Origin of the sequence: Acinetobacter sp. P1(2025), assembly GCF_051390655.1 — a bacterium.
Lineage (GTDB): Bacteria > Pseudomonadota > Gammaproteobacteria > Pseudomonadales > Moraxellaceae > Acinetobacter > Acinetobacter junii.
Genome location: NZ_JBPKBJ010000015.1, coordinates 26,002 through 48,233 on the forward strand (window position 1 = coordinate 26,002; position 22,232 = coordinate 48,233).

Consider the following 22,232-nt stretch of genomic DNA (forward strand, 5'->3'; position numbering starts at 1 on the left):
TTAAAGCGCATCTTCGGGTGCGCCCTCTAATCAAATAGTAAAAAAGGGGGGTGTTTTATGTTCGTGATTGAGCCGTACCATTGGTTTGTTTTTGGTATTGCATTATCTGTTTTTGAGATTTTTATACCAAGTTTTACCCTGCTTTGGTTTGGTTTGTCTGCTGTTGTAGTTAGTTTAATTTTATTTATTTTTCCTGAATTTACTGTTGTTTCGCAAATTCTTACATGGTCAATTTTGTCAGTTGTTGTAATGGTTGCTTGGTTTAAATTTATTAAGCCTTTATCAAAAGATAAAACTTTGGCGGGAATGCCAAGAGAAGCAACGATAGGGCAAATAGGTGTTGTTGTTAAGGTGGTTGCGGATACCAACGATGTAACAGTTCGATTCGTGTTGCCGATTTTGGGTAATGACGAGTGGAGTTGTAGAACTCTTAGTCCTGTATCTCTAGGCGATAGTGTGACTGTTAAAGATATTTTAGGTAATCAGCTTGTGGTTGATTCTTATTAAGTATCTGCTCTTATTAAAAAATAAATAAATTATTGAGAGGTGTTTATTATGTTTGTTTCTGTTGTTGTTCTTGCTGTATTGGTTGGTATTGCTGTTTTTCAATCTGTTGTTTTAGTTCCGCAGGGTAATAAATATATTGTTCAGCGATTAGGAAAATATCATGCAACTTTGGGTGCGGGATTGAATTTTATTGTCCCTTTTGTGGATAGCATTGCGTACCGTGTAACAACAAAGGACATTGTTTTAGACATTCCTACTCAAGAAGTTATTTCGGCTGATAACGCTGTATTAATGATGAATGCGCTTGCTTATATCAATGTGACAACTCCTGAACGTGCGGTTTATGGTGTTGAAAACTATCAATGGGCCATTCAAAACCTAGTGCAAACATCGTTACGTTCAATCGTGGGTGAAATGACATTGGATGATGCTTTGTCATCACGTGACCATATCAAAGCCCGACTTAAAGCTGCTATTTCTGATGAAATTTCTGAATATGGTGTCACGCTAAAAGGCTGTGAAGTCCAAGACATTAAACCATCACTTACTATGCAGTCTGCAATGGAAGCTCAAGCAGCAGCAGAACGTCAGCGTAGAGCGACAGTCACTAAGGCTGATGGTGAAAAACAAGCAGCGATCTTGGAAGCTGATGGACGATTGGAAGCCTCTCGCCGTGATGCGGAAGCACAAGTCATCCTAGCGCAAGCATCACAACAATCAATTCAAATGGTTAGCTCGGCTATCGGTGATGAAGAAACACCTGTGGCGTACTTGTTGGGTGAGCAGTACATCAAGGCTATGCAAGACATGGCTAAGTCAAACAATGCCAAAACTGTTGTACTCCCTAGCGATATTCTTAATACCATTCGTGGTGTTATGGGTAGGTAATTGAAAAGTGCGTGATTTAGCCGATTTGGTTAGATCACGTTTTTATACTTTGATTTGGAATCTATACACATGAAGCACTTTGGCTTTTCTATAATTTTTACGATTGTCTGTTTAGCAATCTCTGCATATTGGGGCTTCACTCATGGGGCTGATGCGGGTGTTGGAATGATGCTTAAATGTTTGGCAATTACAGGCATTCTAGCGGTTATGGAAGTGTCATTGTCATTCGATAATGCTGTAGTAAATGCCTCTGTGTTGAAGCATTGGGATAAGTTTTGGCGCACCTTGTTCTTAACGGTTGGTATCGTTATCGCTGTCTTTGGTATGCGCTTAGTCTTTCCTTTGGTTATTGTTGCGGTTACGGCTGATATGGGGATTGCTGATGTAGTTAATATGGCATTGAACAATCCTGTTGAGTATTCGCAAAAGTTAATCGCTCACCATGCGGAAATCGCAGCTTTTGGTGGATCGTTCTTATTGCTTGTTTTCCTAAACTTCTTGTTTGACGATGAAAAAGATACTCATTGGTTCCATTGGTTAGAAACAAAGTTGGCTCACCTTGCTAATGTGCAAGCTATGTCTGTCTTTATTGCCTTGATCTGTATTTTGCTTATGTCAGCGTATGTGCCTGATGAAAGCAAGCTAGTGGTAACGGTTGCGGGTATATGGGGCATTGTGGTTTATGTTGGTGTTCAGGTGATTGGTCACTTGCTTGAGGGTGGTGGTGATGAAGAAGAAGAATCTGAATCAAGCGGTAACGGCGGGAAAGTGGCTACAAACGTCATTAAAGCGGGTTTTGGCGGGTTCTTATATCTTGAAGTTTTGGATGCCTCGTTTAGCTTTGATGGTGTGATCGGAGCTTTTGCGATCACCAATGATGTTGTGATCATTATGTTAGGTTTAGCAATTGGTGCAATGTTTGTCCGTTCTATGACTGTTTACTTGGTAGAAAAAGGAACATTGGATGCTTATATCTATCTTGAACATGGCGCACATTACGCTATCGGTGCATTGGCAATCATTATGCTTGCGAGTGGTACAGGTGTTCATGTTCCCGAATTGGTTACAGGCTTAATTGGCGTTGCCTTTATTGTTTGGGCTGTACTTTCCTCAATTGCATACAAGAAGAAAGAAGCTCGGTTATCCGACTAAAAAGCACCTTAAATCAATCATCACGATTGATTTAAGACTAGATTGATCATTGTTCGATTAATCTATTCTTAGATCAAAAAAAGAGAGAGGTAATGAATCTACAAACAGGTCAAAAAATAAAATTGTCTGATCTTCAAATTCAGCAAAAGTTTTCGTTACGTGTTTCTTTCAATGCTCGTTTTGATGTTGATATTTCTTTATTCGGTTTAAACCCTGTCGGGCATCTTATATCTGATCCTTACATGGTGTTTTTTAACAACCGTGTTTCACCTAATCGTGAAATCTCTATTAAGGATTTAACAACAACTAGCGGTCATTTTGAAATTGACTTAGGTTTAGTTGATCCTAAAATTCAGAAATTAACCTTAGTTGCAACCGCAAATCAGCCTTTATCCGCTATTCAATCGGGTAAGGTTGAAATACTAAATCAGTCAGGTGCAGTTGTTGCAACATACGATCTCAATGCAAGTACGCTAAACCAAGAAAAAGCGTTAATGCTTGTTGATGTTTATGTGAAAGATGCTGTTTGGCGGTTAGGTGTGAATGGTCAGGGCTTTAATGGTGGGTTGGACGCATTGGTTGTGTACTTTGGTGCGGAAGTCGCTCAAGAAGCACCACAACAAGCACCACAGCCTCAAGTAAATGCTATTAGTCTTAAGAAAGAACAAATCGTAAATCGTGTTTCTCTTGAAAAACCTCGTTTGGTTGATTTGACGAAGAAAAGTTTGATTTCTCTCGAAAAGAATAATCTTTTAGGGGTTCAGGCTCGGGTTTGTTTGGTCTTGGATCGTTCAGGCTCTATGTATAATCAATATGCAAGTGGTGATGTTCAGAAAATTGTGGATCGTGTCATTCCATTGGCGTTAAGTTTTGATGATAACGGCGAAATGGAATCTTGGGCTTTTGGTGATAAACCGTTCCGCTTGGATGATGTGTCTTTGCGGAATGTCGATACCATTGTTGGTAGTGGTAGATCGGGTGCATGGCGTAATTGGCGTGTCGGTGCAGAGGTTAATAATGAATACGCCGTGATCCGTGATGTTTTGGATTTCTATAGCTCACAATCTCGAAATATTCCAACGTATGTCATCTTTATTAGTGATGGTGGCGTACATGACAATAAGCGTATTTCTAAGATCATTACAGAAGCAGCGAGTTATCCGATATTTTGGCAGTTTGTCGGCATTGGTGGTCGGAATTACGGTATTTTGGAAAAGCTAGACACCATGCAGGGCCGTGTTATTGATAATTGCAATTTCTTTTCATTAGATCGCCTAGAGCAGATTAGTGAAGAACAGCTTTACGACATGCTTCTTAACGAGTTTCCTCAATGGCTCAAAGAGGCAAAACAAAAAGGCATTTTACGGTAGGTATTAGTTATGGCTGAATTTCAGTTAGTCGGTTCGCCTGAACCATTCTTGCTTGCCCGACTTAAAAGAGGTGAGAAGATTTTTTGTGAATCTGATGCAATGGTGACAATGGAGCCTAATCTTGTCATTGGTGGTCAGTTGCGTGGCGGTTTATTCCAATCGTTTATGCGTAAATTCACCACAGGCGAGAGTTTGTTTCAACAGGAAATCAAAGCAGCCAATGGTGATGGTGAGTGTTTACTTTCCCCAATTTCAGGGGATATGAAAGTTCTAAAAGTGGATCAGGCACATCAATATATCTTGAGTGATGGTTCATTTTTGGCAGCGACAGAAACCGTGCAAGTAAAGGCTAAAGTGCAAACCAATTTGGGTGGTGCGATCTTTGGTGACACAGGCGGTTTTGTTGTCATGGAAACAGGCGGGTATGGCGATCTATGTATTAGTGGATCAGGTACTTTAATGGAGTTGGATATAGATACTACTCAAAGTGGTGGTGAATATATCGTGGATAATGGTCATTGTGTGGCTTGGACGAATACGCTTAGTTACACGATTGGCTTACCAACTAGCAACGGTGGCTTTCTAGGTGGATTACTTGGAAGTGTTACATCGGGCGAGGGTATGGTTCTTAAGTTTCGTGGTAAGGGAACGGTTGTAGTTTGTTCTCGTAATAGTAAAAGCTACCTTACATGGTTGGTAGCTGCTTTAGGTTTAAATAATAGCAATCGAGGGTAGTAGAAATGGCAGTTAGTTTAGCAAAAGGACAACGGATTTCATTGTCTAAAAATGATGGTTCTGCATTAAAGACTGTTATGTTTGGCGCAGGGTGGGATGTTGCTAAAAAAGGTGGCTTTCTTGGTGGTCTTTTTGGTGGTGGTGGTGGAAGCATTGATTTAGATTTGTCTGCAATCCTTTTTGATGCAAGTAAAAATGTTGTGGATCAGGTGTATTTCGGTCAGTTAAGAAGTCGTGATGGAAGTATCGCTCATTCGGGTGATAACCTAACAGGTGAGGGTGATGGTGATGACGAGGTGATCAAAGTTGATTTGTCATCTGTTCCCGCCAATATTGAAAGCATTGTCTTTACGATCTCAAGTTTTCGTGGCCAAACCTTTGCGAATGTGGAAAACGCATTCTGTCGAGTGGTAGATACGCAAACAGGTAGTGAGTTGGCTCGTTATGACCTTTCTGCTAAAGGTGACTACACCGCATTGGTGATTAGTAAATTCTACCGCCATAATTCTGAATGGAAAATGGTTGCTTCGGGTGAGCCTACCAATGGGAAGCATCTACAAGAGATGATTCCATTCATCAAGCAAGTTATTCTGTAATCTTGCTCTAGGTTGAAAAAAGGTGCATAAATTGCATCTTTTTTCGTTTCTACTTCAAAATCAATTTAATAAAAATATTTTATAAAATATAAGATTACGTTTTTATTTTATTTGTCTTGGTGTGGTATATATGCTATATTAATCGTTATTGAAACATTAAATAATTAATACCCAAATTGGAGTGGTAATGTCTAAGTTACAAGTGAGCATTGCAGATTGTTTTTCCTGTCAGTTTGATTTAATTGAGAGTTTATTGAACTCAACTTTTGGGGATCGTATTTCGATTCACGCATTTAGTTATACTAAAGAAAACCCAATTTTTAGCGACAATCTTCCTGATGTTTTTTGTAATTATATCGACTTTAAAGAATATGGTTATAATCTACATGATTATACCAATTATATTTTGGGTTATTGCGAACAAGGTAAAATGGATATTTTATTTGTCGGTAAAAACACCTCTGTTTTTGAGGGTATGCGATCCAATTTTGAACGTATAGGCGTGACGCTCATTACAGGAACTTATGGTTTAGACACTAAAGACCAAATTAACAATAAATATCTGTTTGCTCAATATTGTGAACAAGTTGGATTGCCATTCATCCCGACTTATTTGTTTAATAGTGTGGAAGAATTAAAAGAAAAAATGGCTGATGCTGACCTAAATTGCTCGTATGTAGCACAAGATGGATCACCTAAGTTTTGCGTTAAACCATCTACAGGTATTTATGCGAGTGGTTTTTTTGTGCTTGATGATGATGCTTCGATGTTTAAGCAATTATCTGAACAGTATGTTGCATCTACCGAAAACTTTATTAAAGCGTATTCGGAGTATGTGACAAAACCTGAATATGTCCTTATGCCTCACATTAAAGGTGCTGAATGCTCATTGGATATTATTTGCGATAAAGGTGAGTATCTTGATGCGATCCAACGTATCAAAGGGGATTCAACTCAATTGATCCAAAGACCAAAAGTAGAGCAGCTTGTGCAGACTGCAAAACTGATCGTTAAAGATTTGAATTTAGATGGATTGATCAATATTCAATTTATTCAACATAGTGATGATGTTTGGCTTCCATTGGAAGTAAATTCTCGCCCTTCGGGTGGCTATGTATTCACGCATCACTTGGGTTTTAGCCTGTTTAATAACTTGATTGCTCATAAATTGGGGCTTGCTGATGTTGAATATTCTGAAATTGAAAGCGTGAAAGTGCGTCCTACCACTAGCAGTATGCGAGTTAAATAATATGAAAGATTTAAATGTGAAAATGGGCTTTCCGCTTAAGCGTGGATACTTGGAATTGTCGTTTTTCCAAGAAGATCATGCCTCAAATAAATTTAATCACTTGTTGGCTGTCGCAGAGCGTATCAATCCAAAACGTGCATTTTTATTCGTTTCTAAAGTGCTAGGTAAGCATATTCCTGTTGCACCAAGTACGATGCGTCAAAGCTATATTGATTTAGCTGAAAAGTTAGATCACTTGGCTAATGTGGATTCACCAATTACCTTTGTTGCTATGGCAGAAACCGCAATAGGCTTGGGTTCAGGGGTGTATAGCGAATTTGTCAAAAAACATGATCTCAATACCTTGTTTGTGACCACTACACGCCACAAAGACAATAATGTGCCTGTATTTTGCGAGTTCCTAGAAGAACACTCTCATGCTCAAGATCAAGTCGTTCATGGTTCTAACGATTCAAAAATCCAAGAACACCTGAAAAATACCAAAGTTCTTGTGTTGATTGATGATGAAGTCACAACAGGTAAAACCTTTTGCAACCTGTATCAATCGCTTGTTCAGGGCGGTATGGATCACATCGAGCAAGTGATTACGGTAACGCTTGTGGATTGGTCGGATGAAACCCCGACTTTTGATCGGGTTCGTTGGGAAAATCATTCGTTGCTTTCAGGTTATTGGTCGTGGACGCATAAAGACCATGAAGCTATTGATATGCCGAATGTGAACGGCGTTGAAGCGGGGAGTGTTGAGATTACAGCACCTCAAGATTGGGGGCGTGTTCCTACATTCTCATTGCCTCAAGCATGGGTAAACTTAAAGCCGAAATTCAAAGGTGAACGTATCCATGTCTTAGGCTCGGGTGAATATCTTTGGATTCCTTTTTTAATTGCTGAAAACTTGGAAAAGCAAGGCGCAAATGTTGTCTTTAGCTCTACTACACGCTCACCAATTCAAGTGGGTGAGTGCATTCAGCATAAGTTAGAGTTTGCTGATAATTATGGTATGGGAATGCGTAATTATGCCTATAACGTCAATCCTGATGCGTATGATCGCTTAATTCTGATTGTCGAAACTGATGTTGATCAGGTTGATGATTCGCTTAAGGCTATCCCAAATCTTGAAATCATTAGTGCCTCGTATAAAGAGCCTATTTCCTATGTGGATTTGGATGACACCTTATTCCAAACTCACCGCAGACGCACACCTCAAGATACTGACCGTGTGGCGAGTTTAGATAAGCATCTTAGTCCTTTGGCTTATATGCACCCAAAACAACAATTCTTTGTTGATTGGTTGGCTAAAAGTACCCGATTGATTCCTGTAACAGCAAGATCGGTAGAAGCTCTAAGTCGAGTTCAGATTGATTTTAAATATGGGGCTGTTTGTTCGCATGGTGGTACGGTTTTATTGCCTAATGGTGAAGTGGATCAGTATTGGCTTAAGCAGCAAAAAGACCTATTAGAGCCGTATAAACAGCACATGCTTGATTTGGAACAGGTGATCAGTGCAGCAGCTTCCCAATATGGTGAAATTCGCTCATGGGTGGTGCAAGAAAATGATATGTCTTTGTACTACGTGGTGAAGCAAAACTCGCCTACGCCGTTGTTCTTAACCTCATTGATACAGCACATCCCATCAAGTTTAAGAGATTTGTTCTATGTGCATACCAATGGCAATAATCTTGCAATCATCCCTAATGTGATCAGTAAGAAAAATGCAGTTTTGTATTTAATGCAAAAGCAAAACCCTTTAACGCCGTGTATTGGGTTTGGTGACAGTTTATCGGATTTCGATTTCTTGCAGAATTGTGATTGGTTTGGTTTTCCTAAAGCTAGTCAATTGGCCAATCAGTCTAATCACGGTGTTCAACAGTTTTATAGCGAAAAGGGGTATTACGGAAATGAGTAATTTAGGCTTTAGTGGTTCTTATCAGCCGAATGATGTTTCATTCTTATTGCGTAAACTTAATATCGCTCATACGAATGTTGAAGATAAAGAGAAATTGATTCAATCAGGCAAAAAGCATTATTCAGAAATGATTAGCTTGGAAAACCCACCGACTGAAAATCATTGGGAAAACTTTAATTATGCCCTTGAGCATTTTGGCTCCCGAATGGCTTTGGAAACACAGCTTTTGGGTAATGCCTTGTTGGATCGTTTAAATCCTGAAAAACCAATTATTCTTGTGAGTTTGGTTCGGGCGGGTGTGCCTCTAGGCGTGTTGCTAAAAAACCATATTTCCAAGCATCGTGCTTGCTTCCATTATGGGATTAGCATTGTCCGAGATAAAGGGATTGATCAAGCTGCTTTAAATCATATTATGTTGAACCATCCAAATGATTTAGAAAATATTGTCTTTGTTGATGGTTGGACAGGTAAAGGGGCAATCTCAAGAGAGCTTACTTCTAGTCTGAAAGGTATGCCTGTCTTTTTTGAACATGGAATGAGTATCCCTAAGCTTGTTACCTTGTCTGATCTTGCGGGTGGTGCATGGTTGGCATCTAGTCGTGATGATTGGTTAATCCCCTCGGGGATTTTGGGTAGTGTTGTTTCGGGCTTGATCTCACGAAGTATTATTGATGAACATGCTAAGAATGGTGATCTTCATGGTTGTGTCGAATACTCACACCTACAAGAGCATGATATTAGCCAAAAGTTTATTGAGGATTTAACCAATCAAATGAATCAGCAACCAACGTCCGATAAGTGCGTGTGGTCTGATGCAGATCGGGCAATCCAAAAAGTAAAATCTGATGATGTGGTTGCATTTATTCAAAGTGAATATCAGATTGATAATATCAACCGAATTAAACCAAGTATCGCAGAAGCCACACGTGCGGTTTTACGCCGTGTTCCTGATCGGATTCTATTAAGAGAGCCTGATGATAAGAACACACTGTTATTGCGCCATTTAGCGCAAAAGAACAATGTTCCTGTTGATGTTGTGGGTAACTTATTAGGTAATTACCACGCTGTCACAGTCATTAAGTCTGTTTAAATTATAAAAAAGGTGCTGTTATGAAAAAATCTATTAAGTTTGCACTAGAGTTAGGGGCCACAATGTATATGCCCGCTACTTTGTCCGTTGATAAAATGTTCGGTATTTTGACTGCTGACCCATTTGTTGCCTTAATTCCGCAAACAATGGTTGTTTGTTTGGAAGATGCTGTAAGTGATAAAGACTTAGCTTATGCATTGGATAACTTGAAAATCCTGTTGATGCGGATTAAAGCGAAAAATATTAAAACGCCTTCCGTTTCTTTGTTTATTCGCCCTCGTAATATTGATGTTGCTGAAAAAATACTGAATTGGCAGCTTAACGATACTTTTGTCGGTTTCGTATTGCCTAAGTTTAACTTGGATAACATGCATAATTGGGCGGGGATTTTGCCTGATGATTTACACTTTATGCCGACTTTAGAAACTTTCGAGTATTTTGATGCGTTCTATCAGCGTGATATGCGATTTGCCCTACAAGAATCAATGGATCGCCCAATCTGTTTACGCATCGGTGGTAATGATCTTTTGTCTAGCTTGAATCTACGCCGACCTAAAGATAAAACGATCTATCAAACACCTGTCGGTACGTTGATTCCTCAATTGGTTGGTCAGTTTGCGCCGTATGGTTTTGATTTGAGTGCGCCTGTTTGTGAGCATTTTTCTAATTACGATTTGCTTCACCAAGAAATCTTACAGGATATAGATCATGGGTTACTTACAAAGACCGTAATTCATCCTACCCAAATCCCGACTGTTATGAGTGCGTATAAGGTTACATTCCAAGACTATGTTGATGCAAAAAATATCTTGGATGATTCGGCAAAAAGCGTATTCAATAGCAATGGATCAATGTTAGAAGTGACCACGCATAAACGGTGGGCTGAAAAGATTATGTTGCGTCAAAAAACCTATGGGGTAAATACCGACTTATCCCTTGCGCTAGAATCGGCATAAATATAATTCTTGATTCAAAAAAAGCCACTTTCAAAGTGGCTTTTTACATGGTTTCTTTACTTGCAAACTAGCTGATGTATCTTATCCACAAACTTAATATCTTCCTCTGTTTTAGGGGCAGAATAATCGCTTTCTTGCGCCTTCACTTCGGTTCTTTCGCCTGTTCTCATATCCCGAGTGAGATACTTTAACGGCGTGATCTTCTTGGTACTGCAATCAATATCGTTGATTACAACCATTGTGTTGTTACTTATGTCGAAAGTATCTTCGTTAGATGTAGTGTTGTTGGTTTCATACGTCTTATCACGATCCACATCTAAACCTTGAACGACCATGTTAAATAACACTTTGTTTTTTACTTTCTTTACAGAGGATTTATCTAAAAAGACTTTGTAATTGTCGTACCCTTCAATATCACCATCTTGGGTTAGAAGCTCTAAATTTTTATTCGTTTCAGGGCTTGGGGCTTCATTCGCATTCGCCGTGTGAAAGCTGAAAGCAATAAGTGGAAGTGCTATGAATATAAATTTACGCATAATTAACCTTTAGTTGATTTAATCGGATTGATCTTATTGATCTTGCGGTGTTTCTTCTTCGCTGTTGTCTGTGAGTTGAAATTTAATTGTGAACGGAACAATGCTTTTTACAGCTTGGCCATCACGGTAGTATGGTGTGAACCGTGCAGTCTTTACCGTTGAATCTACTCGCTTAATGAGTTCTGTCGGCATGTTTTCAGGATAATAGATGTGTTCTATTAACCCATTGGTGTTTATGAGCAATTTTACATGAATGTCTTTGGGTGTGGTTCCATTGTATTCACTTGGGTTAATGTCGATTATTGGAGTAAATAAACTACCAACAGGTATATCGTTAGCTTTTGCAATATTACTTAATGCAAATATTAATGGAATTAAATATATCTTCTTAATCATTAGATACTCCTAATATTATTTTTATTATATTTCAATAACAATATTAAAGTGAAAAATATTAATTAAATATTGTATTATATATTTAATTAACTTTAACGTAATGATCCTCATGTTCAAGAAATCTTTAATCACGGTTTGTCTTTTTGGTTTGATCGGATGCTCACCTTTAAGCTCTCAAGTTTCTAGCAACACAACAAGCGCAAAAGATAATGATCCAATCACTATTGATGTGTTGAACAGTCAAGAACAACAAGAGGCAAAAAAAACAACGAATGCGCTTGGGCTTTATCAAATGGGTTCAATGTATGACGAGGGTGGTAGTCGCAAAACAGACCTAAAGAAAGCTCAATATTATTACCAAGAGGCAGTAAAACTTGGATCGGTAGATGCACTAAATGCTCTAGGTCTAATTAAGATTAAAAATAAGGATTATGAGGGAGCCAAACGCTTCTTTGATCAGGCAGCAGCCAAAGATGATGAAATTGCTTATTTTAACTTAGGCAACTTGGCTATGATTGATCGTACACAGCCCGAAGAAAACAAACTCGCATTGGATATGTATAGCAAGTCAGCCGAAAAGGGTTATGCGCCCGCTATGGTTGCACTAGGCGATATGTATTCTACAGGTAAGGGCATTACACCTGACATTAAAAAAGCAGAGCAGTATTATCAGAAAGGTGCTGATGCAAATGATGAAACAGCAATCAACCGACTAGCTTTACTTTATCTTCTACAAGATGGTTTAGATACAGAAGAAGATACTGCAAATGCGAAGAAAACCTTTGCCTTGATTCAACGAGCAGCTAACAACGATAACCCTCAAGCTCTATATGTCTTAAGCATGGCATACCAAAATGGATATATGGTTAAAACCAATGAGGACAAAGGACTTGAGTATTTGGAAAAATCAGCAAAATTGGGTTGGCCCGAAGCTGAATACTCTTTAGCGTATCTTTACCTAATGGGCTATAACGTCAAGGCTGATACTGCTAAGGCTGTTGATCTATTTACCAAGTCTGCTGATCACGGTTACTCTAATGCTCAAAATAACTTGGGTATGCTTTACCTGAAAGGCGAGGTCATTCCGAAAGACTTGGTTAAAGCCAAAAAATACCTTTCTATGGGTGCTATTCAAGGCAACCCAATGGCAGCATTTAATTTGTCGTCTGCTTATGCTTTAAATATGCTTACACCACCAAATCAGGGTGAGGCTAAACGCCTTGCTTTGTTTGCAGCCGATAATGAATATACTCCCGCAATTAACAAAGTTGTTGAATATTACGCTCAAGGTCAATATGGCTTTGAAAAAGATAATGAGAAAGCACGTGAGTATTTAAATAAATCAATTGCGTTAGAGGATAGTGATGCAATGCTGATGTTGGCAAATGCTTATTATGTTGGTGGCTATGGTTATGCAAAAGATTTAACCAAAGCAAATGAATGGATGGAAAAAGCAAAGTCTTATGACAATCCAAATGCTCAAAAAGTGGAAAACCTATGGCGCAATATGGGGCGTTCTGAAACATCACTTGAGCGTGGAAAACACATAAAAGAGAAATCTTAACATGCTGAATAAGGGATTTAACCTATCCAAGATTGCGCTATCTGATAGTGAGATAGCCAATCTTAAAGGATTTGAAATACAGTACCATCAAGGGCTTGTTAATTACGGTCTTAGACAAGAAACCACCACTATAGAGCAATTGTCTTTTGTTCAGGACATGGGGGTGATGTGTGTCTTGTTGAGCATAGGGGCTACTCAAAACAAGGTTAATGAGGATTGGCAGTTTTATCAGAACTCTATTTTGCACATTCAGAATAGGCAGAAAAATATTTCTGTTATTAATAAAGATGGAACTACCGCCCGACTAAATAATGCCGAGTTCTGTTTTGCGATTTCCATCTTGGCTGCATGTGAAAATATGGTTGTGGCTGCAAGAAATTCCTCTAATTTTGCTTTTGGTATGTCTTACTTTTATAAGAACTACCTTTCAGCTTGTTTGCTTAAGATTCCTAGTACCGCCGTTTCATTAAAGAAAGTTATGTCTTTCGTAAAGGCTAATAAGACTACCGAGTACAATGCTATTGAATCACAGGTTGATAACCTCTTAAATAATTTTTAATAAACAACGAATAACCCAAAATATTTATTTTGTATGTTGTGGTATATATTTCTCATGTGTGGTATATTTTATTCATGCAAAATAAATATATGGAGTTTCCTATGGCTCAACTTCGTTTTGATCCTGAATATAAGCAACTTAAGCGAAATGATAAAAAATACATGCGGAAGCCTGTTGAGGATTACTTCGCAGAGTTGATGGAAAGTTTTTCTTTGAAATCTTATGTCGGCAGAGGGCAACAAGCTAAGGTTCTTGCTACAGAGGTTCTGCTTCAAAAAATGGGGCTTGATGTAGTATGTGTTGAATCTATTGGTTGCTTTGAGGTTGTAAATGCGACTACGCATGAAGTTATTTGCTTAATTGATTATCGCCTTAGTGTGGTTGCGGAATTATTTAAAGTTTATGATAAGGGTGATTTTGATTCCGTGATTGTTAATAATGATGTACTTATGGCTTAAGTCCTGTTTGGGTTTGCATTAATGGTGACAAGATACAAGCAACTAATTGATCAAATTTACCTGTCTGAAATCAATCAGGTGGATTCGGTAGTATCTAGATTGTTGCTGATGCAGTTTGGTAAGGCTTACCAACATCATCTTGAGCGATTAACTTCATTGATGGAGCGAGGCAGGTTTATTCTTAAAGAGGGTTTCTTTTTTAAGATTATGGGTGCTAATTATCAAGCCAAGCAGTATCAAAGTTATTTAGATGAAATTAAAGCAGGTATGGCCGACTTTAAGCTTTTTAAATTTCAGACAAATGATCGTATTTCTGAAATCTCTGAATTGCTGATTGCCCTTAAAGATGCGAACACAAAACTTGATAGAAAAATATCTATTGAGGATGATGTTCGTAGAGAAATTGTTGGTCAGTTTCAGGGTGATGAAAAGAAAGAAGCGGGTGAATACTTGGATCGGACTTTAATGAATGCCCGAAAGTTATATTTGCTACAGCAGCAAACCATAGTTTCGACAGGATTATCTCTTGAAAGTTATAATATGATACTTGATAGTATTGATAATTTTTCATTTATATTAATCCCTTCATTGGAATTAAGGATCGGTCTTAAAAAGCAACAGGCGATTATTATTTCCCAAAGAGAAAGGGATATTGATAATTCCGAGTTGAAAGGAAATACATCATTATCTACAAATGAAAGTGATATTGAAAATGCACTAAATAGTATGCAATATACATTTAATCTGTTGAATGATAATATTCAAAAAATACAAAACATGATTAATGTTAAGTAGTTAGTGTTTGATAGGTCTTATTTTTGGTGACTAATATGCGTGGAAATAAGGTTGTTAGTGATTTAGCTGAACGACAAAAAAATTATGTTTTGAACAAAGATAACCAAAGCTACCGTTTTTTGGATCAATATTTTGTTAATCATAAATCCGAATTAGACACGCTATTTAAGTTAGCCTTTTTGGGTGATCGGTTTAATGGTTCTAGCGAAAAGTTAGTCGATTACAACTCCAAGTTCAATGAACTGTTAATACAAAAGCAAATAGCTTTATCTAATGTTGATGTGGTTACTAAGTTTTTTGATAAAGATCATGTTTGGGAACATGCTAATCAAATTTCAGCTTTCTCAAGTCTGCAAGAACTCAAGGATTTATTATTTAAATTGAGTGCAAGGCTAAGAGGCGAGGTTCAGCAATTTCAGGGTTTTGATAAGGAAGCTGAACATTCAATGGAGTGTTTTACCTCTATTATTAATACTGATGCTAAATCGGATAAACAGGCATATAAATTTTATTTGCTATGCAAAAATGCGTTGGGTGCAGTTAATAACTTACAAACTTTATACTCCGACTTAAGTAAAAGAGTTGATAGTGAAGCATTATTCGTTAAAGAAAAAGCATCAAGCTTAGAAAGGGATTTGATGCTAAAGGATATTCCATCAACGGTAAGTCGGGTTGGTCAGTCAAAGGGTTATATTGAGAAAAAAATCACTTTTTACTCAAACTTATTTGGATCAATTTATTATTTGGCAATTGTCCTTGCGGGGGTTTTTGCAGCAATATTTTTGTGGTGTTTACTATTTGTTGGACTAAGTTTCGGGTTCTCTATTTTTGCGATAATTCTATTCTTATTTCTTGCTGCTTTTATTTTTGGATCAAAGAAATTAACCAATATGTTTAAGATAAGTCTAGAAAAGATTGATTATATATTTAAACATATCACGTAGTTATAGACACATGCCAATGCTTAGGCATGTGTCTTTTTTTTGTCTTAGAATAGTTCAGATGCTTGAATAGGGTAGTCCCAATTAGCCACTTGATTTGTTGTTTCTGTTCCACCAAGAGATAGATTGAAAGTTGGTGAAACATAAGCGGTTGGGTTGTTAAGTGTTAGAATCTGAATCTGAATTTTACCCGCAGGGATATTAAAAAGATAAAGTGTTTGATTTGGCGGTATGTAAAAATGTCGTAAAACAGCGACAGGGATGCCGACTGAATACTGATCGACAACACGACCAAAGATAGCAGTATCTCTTGGGTTGTTTAAAGCGATAGTGTGGGTTCCATCACCATTGTAGGGTAGTGATGAGATCACTGTTGCTTCGGTTGGAAAGACATTCCCATTTGGGTCGTAGATCATTTGTTGGTCGTTAAATGCGGTTGGGCTTGGGTATCTCACCACATCTTTCATGGCATTAACATTGGGTTCTAATATCGGGTTTTGCTGTGGCTCTTTCGGGGCCTCAACAGGTTTTGGTTGTTCGACCTTTACTTGCTCTTTGGGCTTATCCCCGAACAATGTGCTGTAAATGTATGTCACGGCAAATAGCGTGACTACAGCTAAGATCAGCATTGTGAATGGGCGTAATCCTGTATTGGTTTTTTCTAATACAATATTCTTTTCTTTGCTTGGCTCAACTTTTTCTTCCTGTGGAGCATCGTATATTTCTTCAATGTCAGGTGTTTGGGTGTTTACCATTATTTGATGATTATTTTCTTCTTTTAATTTATTGTCTAATTCTTCCTTTCTAAAGGTGTCAATCAGGAAGTCGTAAGCATCCATTAACTCTGTTAGCTTCTCTGATTGTTTATTGCTTATTTTTACAATGTTATCAAAAGCAGCCATTTGCTTTTGATAGGCATCCTCAATAACGTCATAGTCTGAAAAGTTTGGTATGCCTAAAACCGTGTAAGGATTTTTAATTTCGCCCATCTTTGCATCCAAAAGTAAAATATAAATAACTGTTAATATATCATATTTTGAAATTGTTTAATGTTATCCCTCGATTGAAAACAGTTTTAATATAAAAATGATATTTGTTATTTTGTGATATACTTTTTTGAAATGTTTTTTTAATGTTTATTATTATGGATAAGTTTCTTTCATTTTTTGCAAAAAAAAGACTTCTAACTGCTGTCATAGCTTTTGCTGTAAGTTTACCCATAGCCGTTGTATTGCAGAAAGCAGAGATAATGTCCGTTTCATTCATATTGTGGTGGATGATTGGTTTGGGCGTATTTATTGTTTTGTCGCTACATGCTAAATCATTTTTTAGCACGGATGATCTAGGGCGATATTACTCACGATTATATGGATTTGGTTCGGGGTTGGCGTATTCAGGTATTGTTTTTAAAATATTTGATGGCTTCTCTAGTGCAGGGGATAATACTGTTTTTATTATTACAGCATACGCTACGGTCTTGGCTACAGGGTTATATAACTTCTTAATTAATAATTATGCGGGTTTAGAGAAAGATCATTTAATTGCTAGACGTATGCTAGAAAAGCAAATGCTTAAGGATGAGGAACAGAAAAAGTTAGCGCAACAAAAAAAACTTGGCATCATAGAAGATGCCCCGATCCCAAAGCCAACTGCAAAACAAGAGGTTGTTAATAAATCTCAAAAAAAGCGGAAAAGAGTATGAATAAAAAAAGGAAGCGATAAGGCTTCCTTTTTTTTATTTTAATTTTTTTCTTGGGCTTAACCGACTTGAGAACAGTTGAGTTGCATCATTCAGTCTTTGTGAGTTTTGATGTTCTTGTTTCTTGGGTTTCTTAGACTTTTTTAGGTTTTGGGTTGTCACATCATTTTGAATTAATTTTTCAATATCTGATTGGATTTCTTGGCCATAATCATCTAAAAACTTATCCTTATCTGTAGCAGATTCAGGCTCTACAGCTTCCTCAACAGGTATCGTTACTTGGTTCTGTGCATCCAATTCCGCTTGAATGTCATCTTCGGTACTGCTGCTGTGCTGATCTTTGGGTTCAATAACCAATTCAGGCTCGACAACTTCCTCAACAGGTATCGTTACTTGGTTCTGTGCATCCAATTCCGCTTGAATGTCATCTTGAGTGCTGCTGCTGTGCTGATCTTCGGGTTCAATAACCAATTCAGGCTCTACGGCTCCCTCAACAGGTATTGTTACTTGGTTCTGTGCATCCAATTCCGCTTGAATGTCATCTTGAGTGCTGCTGCTGTGCTGATCTTCGGGTTCAATAACCAATTCAGGCTCTACGGCTCCCTCAACAGGTATTGTTACTTGGTTCTGTGCATCCAATTCCGCTTGAATGTCATCTTGAGTGCTGCTGCTGTGCTGATCTTCGGGTTCAATAACTGATTTAGGCTCTACAGCTTCCTCAACAGGTATTGTTACTTGGTTCTGTGCATCCAATTCCGCTTGAATGTCATCTTCGGTACTGCTGCTGTTCTGATCTTCGAGTTCAACAACCAATTCAGGCTCTACGGCTCCCTCAACAGATATTGTTACTTGGTTCTGTGCATCCAATTCCGCTTGAATGTCATCTTGAGTGCTGCTGCTGTGCTGATCTTCGGGTTCAATAACCAATTCAGGCTCTACGGCTCCCTCAACAGGTATTGTTACTTGGTTCTGTGCATCCAATTCCGCTTGAATGTCATCTTGAGTGCTGCTGCTGTGCTGATCTTCGGGTTCAATAACTGATTTAGGCTCTACAGCTTCCTCAACAGGTATTGTTACTTGGTTCTGTGCATCCAATTCCGCTTGAATGTCATCTTCGGTACTGCTGCTGTCCTGATCTTCGGGTTTAGTTGATACATCAGGCAAAGAATCTAACTCGCTAAGTAAGTCTGCTGTATTGATGCTTGCCCCGCCATCTTGATCCATATCGTCAGAATTGTTGGCTGTTTGAACATAATCATCTAAGAATGATGTGTCATCTTCATCATCGTCAAAGTCATTTACAGCTTGGCCATTTATTTTATCATCTGCAACTTCATGTGAGTTTGTGTCCTCTGTTGAGAGATCATCTAACTTAGCTTTATCATCTGACTTAGTTTCATCATCTGACTTGGTTTCAGTTTCATCCCCCGACTTAGTTTCATCATCTGACTTGGTTTCAGTTTCATCCCCCGACTTAGTTTCATCATCTGACTTGGTTTCAGTTTCATCCCCTGACTTATCTTCTTTTTGATCGGGTATATCCTTAATTAACTCCAATTGATTAGTGGTAGGGGTTTGCTCTACCTCTTGTTTGGTTGTTGGTGTTGTGGTGTCGTAAGAATCTAGATCATTAAATGCTTTTGCTTCAACTTCGATGGTTGATACAGGTCTATTGGGCGCAATTCTGTTTTTAAAAGCACTTAATATCATTACAACTTTATCAATATTGTCGGCAATGAAGTTGGCGAATCCACCTTTTTCGCCACTTGGTATGACAACGGAAATAAGCTCAATTATTTTATTTTGATCGAAAAATTTGAAATCAATTCCTGAATTTTTGATGTAAGTTGCTGTTTCAGGTTGTGGTTTTGCTGTGCAGAAAACAACTCGTATATCAGCACTTGATGCTGAATCACGAAAGGCATCTGCAATTTGATCTATATCCTTTTGTGTTACTTTTGAAATAAAGGGGATAATCCTAATTTCGTATAACAATCCCTCTCGGTGGGCGAGTAGGTAGTTATCAAAGCGATTAAGTGTACTTTCTGATTTAATATTTAATGTCTTAATTGATTGAAAACCGTACTGCTTTAAAAGAATAATAATTAATTTAAAAAAATTATCAGTGGATAGCTTTTGTAAATTCTTTGATTTTGAGGAAATAAAGGACAGGTCTTTGTCTTGTTTGAAACTGCTCATAAACATCTTTACGCAAAATATAAAGATGATCACCATGTCGGCAAAGAAATATAGTTGCGTAACTCCATGATAGTTAGATATTTTTAATATTAGCAGAGAGAATATCGCAAGAGATAGAGCAACCCATACACTAAAGCTTTTGTCTGATAAAGATGGCTTTATGGCAAAGCTGTACAAAAAATACAGGAAGCCAAAAACGCAAAAGTAATCAAATAATAGGAATAGTAACTCAATCATATACTACGTCTTTGCCGTAATGTTTTATAAAACAATTATTATATGTAATTAAAATGAATTTGTATTGTAAAATATGTATATTGGATTAATATTAATCTTATAATTAGCTAATATTTATTTTTTAATATGAGTAAGTTCAATTTCTTTAAGGCTTTTCTATCGGATCAAATGTTTAATCGGTTGAGATTAGCTACATTGTTCTTTGGTATCTTTTTCCTATTTATGTTTGAACTTTTTAGATTGCCAAGTGTTGCCATTTTTCCTGTGTTCCTTGCACACGACCCAAGCGGGGCTGATTCTAATATTGTTGTTAGTTACTTTTTTGATTTTACTCATATTTTTAGCTCGGTATTTATCGTTGGTACTTTGATTATTGCCTTGTTTTATTGCTTTGTTTTTATTACCAACTACATATCGCAGCTTGAAAAAATGTGGCTCTTTGCTCTTGGTGTGGTGCTGATTTTATCTTATCTAGCAATCTCTAGTTTTTACCCTTATATCCAAAAGTTAGAAGATAGCTATTTACCTTCATCGAATATCAAAGAGGCAATTTACTCTGCTGATTATGAACGAGCATACAGCTTGATTGCACAAAATAGATCAAGTGAATCTGAAAAAGCATACATGGATGCTCAAGTAAGTTTGCAACAATATTTGGATGCGCCAACTCCGACTAATCAAGAAACGCTTGATGCTGATGCTAAAGCTGTAAATTTAATGATAGAGCAAGATCAAACATTTAGTGGATTCTTTGATGATGATGTGATGTACAGTATATATAAGTCATCTTCTATAAAATCCGAGCTTTCGCAGTATGATCCGTATGTGAATGATGTTGAGAAGTGGACGTACATTTACTTGGTTGGGATGATCATTAGCTTTATTATCTTTGTATATCACATGGTTCTTTATCGGAAAGAAGAAATTTTGTAATATCATGGTGTTTTATAAACGGCTTTTTAGCCGTTTTTTTATATGTGCATCATAAAGATAGTTTAGATATTTTATTGCTTTGGTGTGGTATATAGTATATATTATATATTAAATGAGATTTAAGGGTGCGTAAAATGAACATCAAAACAGAAGCTATTGAGTATTTTAAAGAGAAGTTTGCTAATTCAGTCTTTAATGCATCAAACATTAAGCTTGTTTTTGGTGAGCTTTTACCAATCCCATTGGCTGATGATAATAACAATAAAAGTCGTGAGTATTGGCAGGGTATGTATCATATATTTGATCACTTGGGCCATCTTGCTTTGTATGCGTATGATTCGGTTACACACAATGCTTTGTTTGTGGAATCAACGCTGAAAGTTGCTGATTTTGTGATTGATAATGCTCCTGAAACAGTTGCTAAAAGCCAAGAAGAAATTTTAAAGGAATCGAGAAAAAAAGCTTTAAGCGAAAAAGGTTTTGTAAATGAACTTGGTCGCATCAAAGACTTTATTAAAGATAGAGGTGGGGTTGTTGATCCTGATGTTCAGGATGACGTTGCTCCTGTCACACAGCCAATCCAAGAGCAAAAAATTGAACAGCCAATTCAAGAGCAAGAGATTGAGCAACCAAAACAGGATGTTCAGGTAGCTTCTGTTCCTGAAAAAGAAGCAAACCCAAAGCCTAAAAGTCGTGCTGTAAGCCTTTCTGATCTAGAGCGAATGGACAGCGAACAGCGTACAACGAATTTAGCTATTCTTTTTGAGAACTCGCAAGTCTTGGAAGATACCCTTTGCTCATACGCTAAATTATTTAGTGGTATTACTGATGAAGATTTACAGGGTGTTCGCATCGTGGATCAGAATATTGAGGTATTGGATGTTTATGAGAATCCGCTTTATTTGAAAAGAGGGGATATTCTGATCAAGTATGCGGATAATGAAAATTCAAATGAAACATATACCGTGAAAAGTACATACAACAACAAGTGCTATGATGAGTTGTATATATCTTCGGGCGGTGGTTTATCTAACTTTAAATTATTCGGCAGCAAGATTGATGAAGCTGATAAGTGGGTTTTTATTGCAACGGACTTTCTTTCAGCAAATGCCATTCATTCAGCGACAGGTGTTAAAACTGTAGCAGTCCCGAATGAAGCAGATATGGTAGCTATATACAATGAAATACGTGCGAATAACCCATCTGTGAATATTGCGGTTTATCGCTCTGAAAGCTTTGAAAGTCGATTGGCTAACCATGTCTATGTGATTAATGAGGGTGAGCAAAAAATCTATAATGTTTACCTAGATCGCTCATTGAAAAATTGGTGTGATTATCGAGAGTTCTTAATTGGTAAGCTTGGGGAAAAAGCTAAAGCGGAATTTGTGTCCTTACTACGTTTGGCTTTAAGTGATGCGATTGGGTATGTGACCAATAATAAGGAATCTTAAGAATCCTTGCCTACAAAT

General features: G+C 37.5%; 22 protein-coding genes. 18 read left to right on the plus strand and 4 right to left on the minus strand.

What is annotated here, in order from left to right:
- The first annotated feature begins 57 nt into the window (after nucleotides 1-57).
- From ACSC97_RS05780 to ACSC97_RS05825, 10 genes are all read left to right on the plus strand, one after another.
- On the plus strand, nucleotides 58-507 hold the full coding sequence (locus tag ACSC97_RS05780; RefSeq protein WP_436659804.1) for an NfeD family protein: 450 nt from the start codon (nucleotides 58-60) through the stop codon (nucleotides 505-507).
- A gap of 48 nt (nucleotides 508-555) precedes the next feature.
- A complete protein-coding gene (locus tag ACSC97_RS05785) occupies nucleotides 556-1,395 on the plus strand; it encodes an SPFH domain-containing protein (RefSeq protein ID WP_436659806.1) in 840 nt (279 codons plus the stop codon).
- Between the two features lie 69 nt (nucleotides 1,396-1,464).
- On the plus strand, nucleotides 1,465-2,547 hold the full coding sequence (locus tag ACSC97_RS05790; RefSeq protein WP_436659808.1) for a DUF475 domain-containing protein: 1,083 nt from the start codon (nucleotides 1,465-1,467) through the stop codon (nucleotides 2,545-2,547).
- A 92-nt stretch (nucleotides 2,548-2,639) separates the two neighbouring features.
- Nucleotides 2,640-3,917 (plus strand): vWA domain-containing protein, encoded by a 1,278-nt coding sequence (locus ACSC97_RS05795; RefSeq protein WP_436659810.1) that lies wholly within the window; start codon nucleotides 2,640-2,642, stop codon nucleotides 3,915-3,917.
- 9 nt (nucleotides 3,918-3,926) lie between these two features.
- Nucleotides 3,927-4,652: a TIGR00266 family protein gene (locus tag ACSC97_RS05800; RefSeq protein ID WP_436659812.1), complete on the plus strand. Its 726-nt coding sequence runs from the start codon at nucleotides 3,927-3,929 to the stop codon at nucleotides 4,650-4,652.
- A gap of 5 nt (nucleotides 4,653-4,657) precedes the next feature.
- Nucleotides 4,658-5,248, plus strand: a complete 591-nt coding sequence (locus tag ACSC97_RS05805) for a TerD family protein (RefSeq protein WP_436659814.1) — start codon at nucleotides 4,658-4,660, stop codon at nucleotides 5,246-5,248.
- Nucleotides 5,249-5,435: 187 nt separating this feature from the next.
- Complete coding sequence (locus ACSC97_RS05810) at nucleotides 5,436-6,497, plus strand: ATP-grasp domain-containing protein (protein ID WP_436659816.1); 1,062 nt, start codon at nucleotides 5,436-5,438, stop codon at nucleotides 6,495-6,497.
- A 1-nt stretch (nucleotide 6,498) separates the two neighbouring features.
- Complete coding sequence (locus tag ACSC97_RS05815; protein ID WP_436659818.1) at nucleotides 6,499-8,400, plus strand: phosphoribosyltransferase domain-containing protein; 1,902 nt, start codon at nucleotides 6,499-6,501, stop codon at nucleotides 8,398-8,400.
- Complete coding sequence (locus ACSC97_RS05820; RefSeq protein WP_436659820.1) at nucleotides 8,393-9,490, plus strand: cysteine protease StiP family protein; 1,098 nt, start codon at nucleotides 8,393-8,395, stop codon at nucleotides 9,488-9,490. Before ACSC97_RS05815 ends, ACSC97_RS05820 begins: the two co-directional genes overlap by 8 nt.
- Before the next feature lie 20 nt (nucleotides 9,491-9,510).
- Nucleotides 9,511-10,446: an HpcH/HpaI aldolase/citrate lyase family protein gene (locus ACSC97_RS05825; protein WP_436659822.1), complete on the plus strand. Its 936-nt coding sequence runs from the start codon at nucleotides 9,511-9,513 to the stop codon at nucleotides 10,444-10,446.
- Nucleotides 10,447-10,502: 56 nt separating this feature from the next.
- Here the strand turns inward: ACSC97_RS05825 and ACSC97_RS05830 are convergent, their stop codons facing one another.
- Both ACSC97_RS05830 and ACSC97_RS05835 read right to left on the minus strand, forming a co-directional pair.
- Nucleotides 10,503-10,982: a hypothetical protein gene (locus ACSC97_RS05830; RefSeq protein WP_436659824.1), complete on the minus strand. Its 480-nt coding sequence runs from the start codon at nucleotides 10,980-10,982 to the stop codon at nucleotides 10,503-10,505.
- 33 nt (nucleotides 10,983-11,015) lie between these two features.
- Nucleotides 11,016-11,378, minus strand: a complete 363-nt coding sequence (locus tag ACSC97_RS05835; RefSeq protein ID WP_436659826.1) for a hypothetical protein — start codon at nucleotides 11,376-11,378, stop codon at nucleotides 11,016-11,018.
- 109 nt (nucleotides 11,379-11,487) lie between these two features.
- Here ACSC97_RS05835 and ACSC97_RS05840 point away from each other — a divergent pair, with 109 nt between their 5' ends.
- The 5 genes from ACSC97_RS05840 to ACSC97_RS05860 all read left to right on the plus strand — a co-directional run bounded on the left by ACSC97_RS05840 (nucleotide 11,488) and on the right by ACSC97_RS05860 (nucleotide 15,698).
- A complete protein-coding gene (locus tag ACSC97_RS05840) occupies nucleotides 11,488-12,942 on the plus strand; it encodes an SEL1-like repeat protein (RefSeq protein ID WP_436659828.1) in 1,455 nt (484 codons plus the stop codon).
- A gap of 1 nt (nucleotide 12,943) precedes the next feature.
- Complete coding sequence (locus ACSC97_RS05845) at nucleotides 12,944-13,501, plus strand: hypothetical protein (RefSeq protein ID WP_436659830.1); 558 nt, start codon at nucleotides 12,944-12,946, stop codon at nucleotides 13,499-13,501.
- A 101-nt stretch (nucleotides 13,502-13,602) separates the two neighbouring features.
- Nucleotides 13,603-13,959: a hypothetical protein gene (locus ACSC97_RS05850; protein WP_436659832.1), complete on the plus strand. Its 357-nt coding sequence runs from the start codon at nucleotides 13,603-13,605 to the stop codon at nucleotides 13,957-13,959.
- Nucleotides 13,960-13,980: 21 nt separating this feature from the next.
- Nucleotides 13,981-14,754 carry a hypothetical protein gene (locus tag ACSC97_RS05855; RefSeq protein ID WP_436659834.1) on the plus strand — a complete coding sequence of 258 codons (774 nt, stop codon included), beginning with the start codon at nucleotides 13,981-13,983 and terminating at the stop codon, nucleotides 14,752-14,754.
- Nucleotides 14,755-14,789: 35 nt separating this feature from the next.
- Nucleotides 14,790-15,698, plus strand: a complete 909-nt coding sequence (locus tag ACSC97_RS05860; RefSeq protein ID WP_436659836.1) for a hypothetical protein — start codon at nucleotides 14,790-14,792, stop codon at nucleotides 15,696-15,698.
- Between the two features lie 44 nt (nucleotides 15,699-15,742).
- On the opposite strand, the gene ACSC97_RS05865 is transcribed toward ACSC97_RS05860, so the two are convergent.
- On the minus strand, nucleotides 15,743-16,684 hold the full coding sequence (locus ACSC97_RS05865) for a hypothetical protein (RefSeq protein ID WP_436659838.1): 942 nt from the start codon (nucleotides 16,682-16,684) through the stop codon (nucleotides 15,743-15,745).
- Between the two features lie 155 nt (nucleotides 16,685-16,839).
- On the opposite strand from ACSC97_RS05865, the gene ACSC97_RS05870 reads away from it, so the two are divergent.
- Nucleotides 16,840-17,397 (plus strand): hypothetical protein, encoded by a 558-nt coding sequence (locus tag ACSC97_RS05870; protein WP_436659840.1) that lies wholly within the window; start codon nucleotides 16,840-16,842, stop codon nucleotides 17,395-17,397.
- A gap of 33 nt (nucleotides 17,398-17,430) precedes the next feature.
- Here the strand turns inward: ACSC97_RS05870 and ACSC97_RS05875 are convergent, their stop codons facing one another.
- Nucleotides 17,431-19,593 (minus strand): hypothetical protein, encoded by a 2,163-nt coding sequence (locus ACSC97_RS05875; RefSeq protein WP_436659842.1) that lies wholly within the window; start codon nucleotides 19,591-19,593, stop codon nucleotides 17,431-17,433.
- Between the two features lie 405 nt (nucleotides 19,594-19,998).
- Here ACSC97_RS05875 and ACSC97_RS05880 point away from each other — a divergent pair, with 405 nt between their 5' ends.
- Both ACSC97_RS05880 and ACSC97_RS05885 read left to right on the plus strand, forming a co-directional pair.
- A complete protein-coding gene (locus tag ACSC97_RS05880) occupies nucleotides 19,999-20,763 on the plus strand; it encodes a hypothetical protein (protein ID WP_436659844.1) in 765 nt (254 codons plus the stop codon).
- Between the two features lie 134 nt (nucleotides 20,764-20,897).
- Nucleotides 20,898-22,214, plus strand: a complete 1,317-nt coding sequence (locus ACSC97_RS05885) for a hypothetical protein (RefSeq protein ID WP_436659846.1) — start codon at nucleotides 20,898-20,900, stop codon at nucleotides 22,212-22,214.
- Nucleotides 22,215-22,232 lie beyond the last annotated feature (18 nt).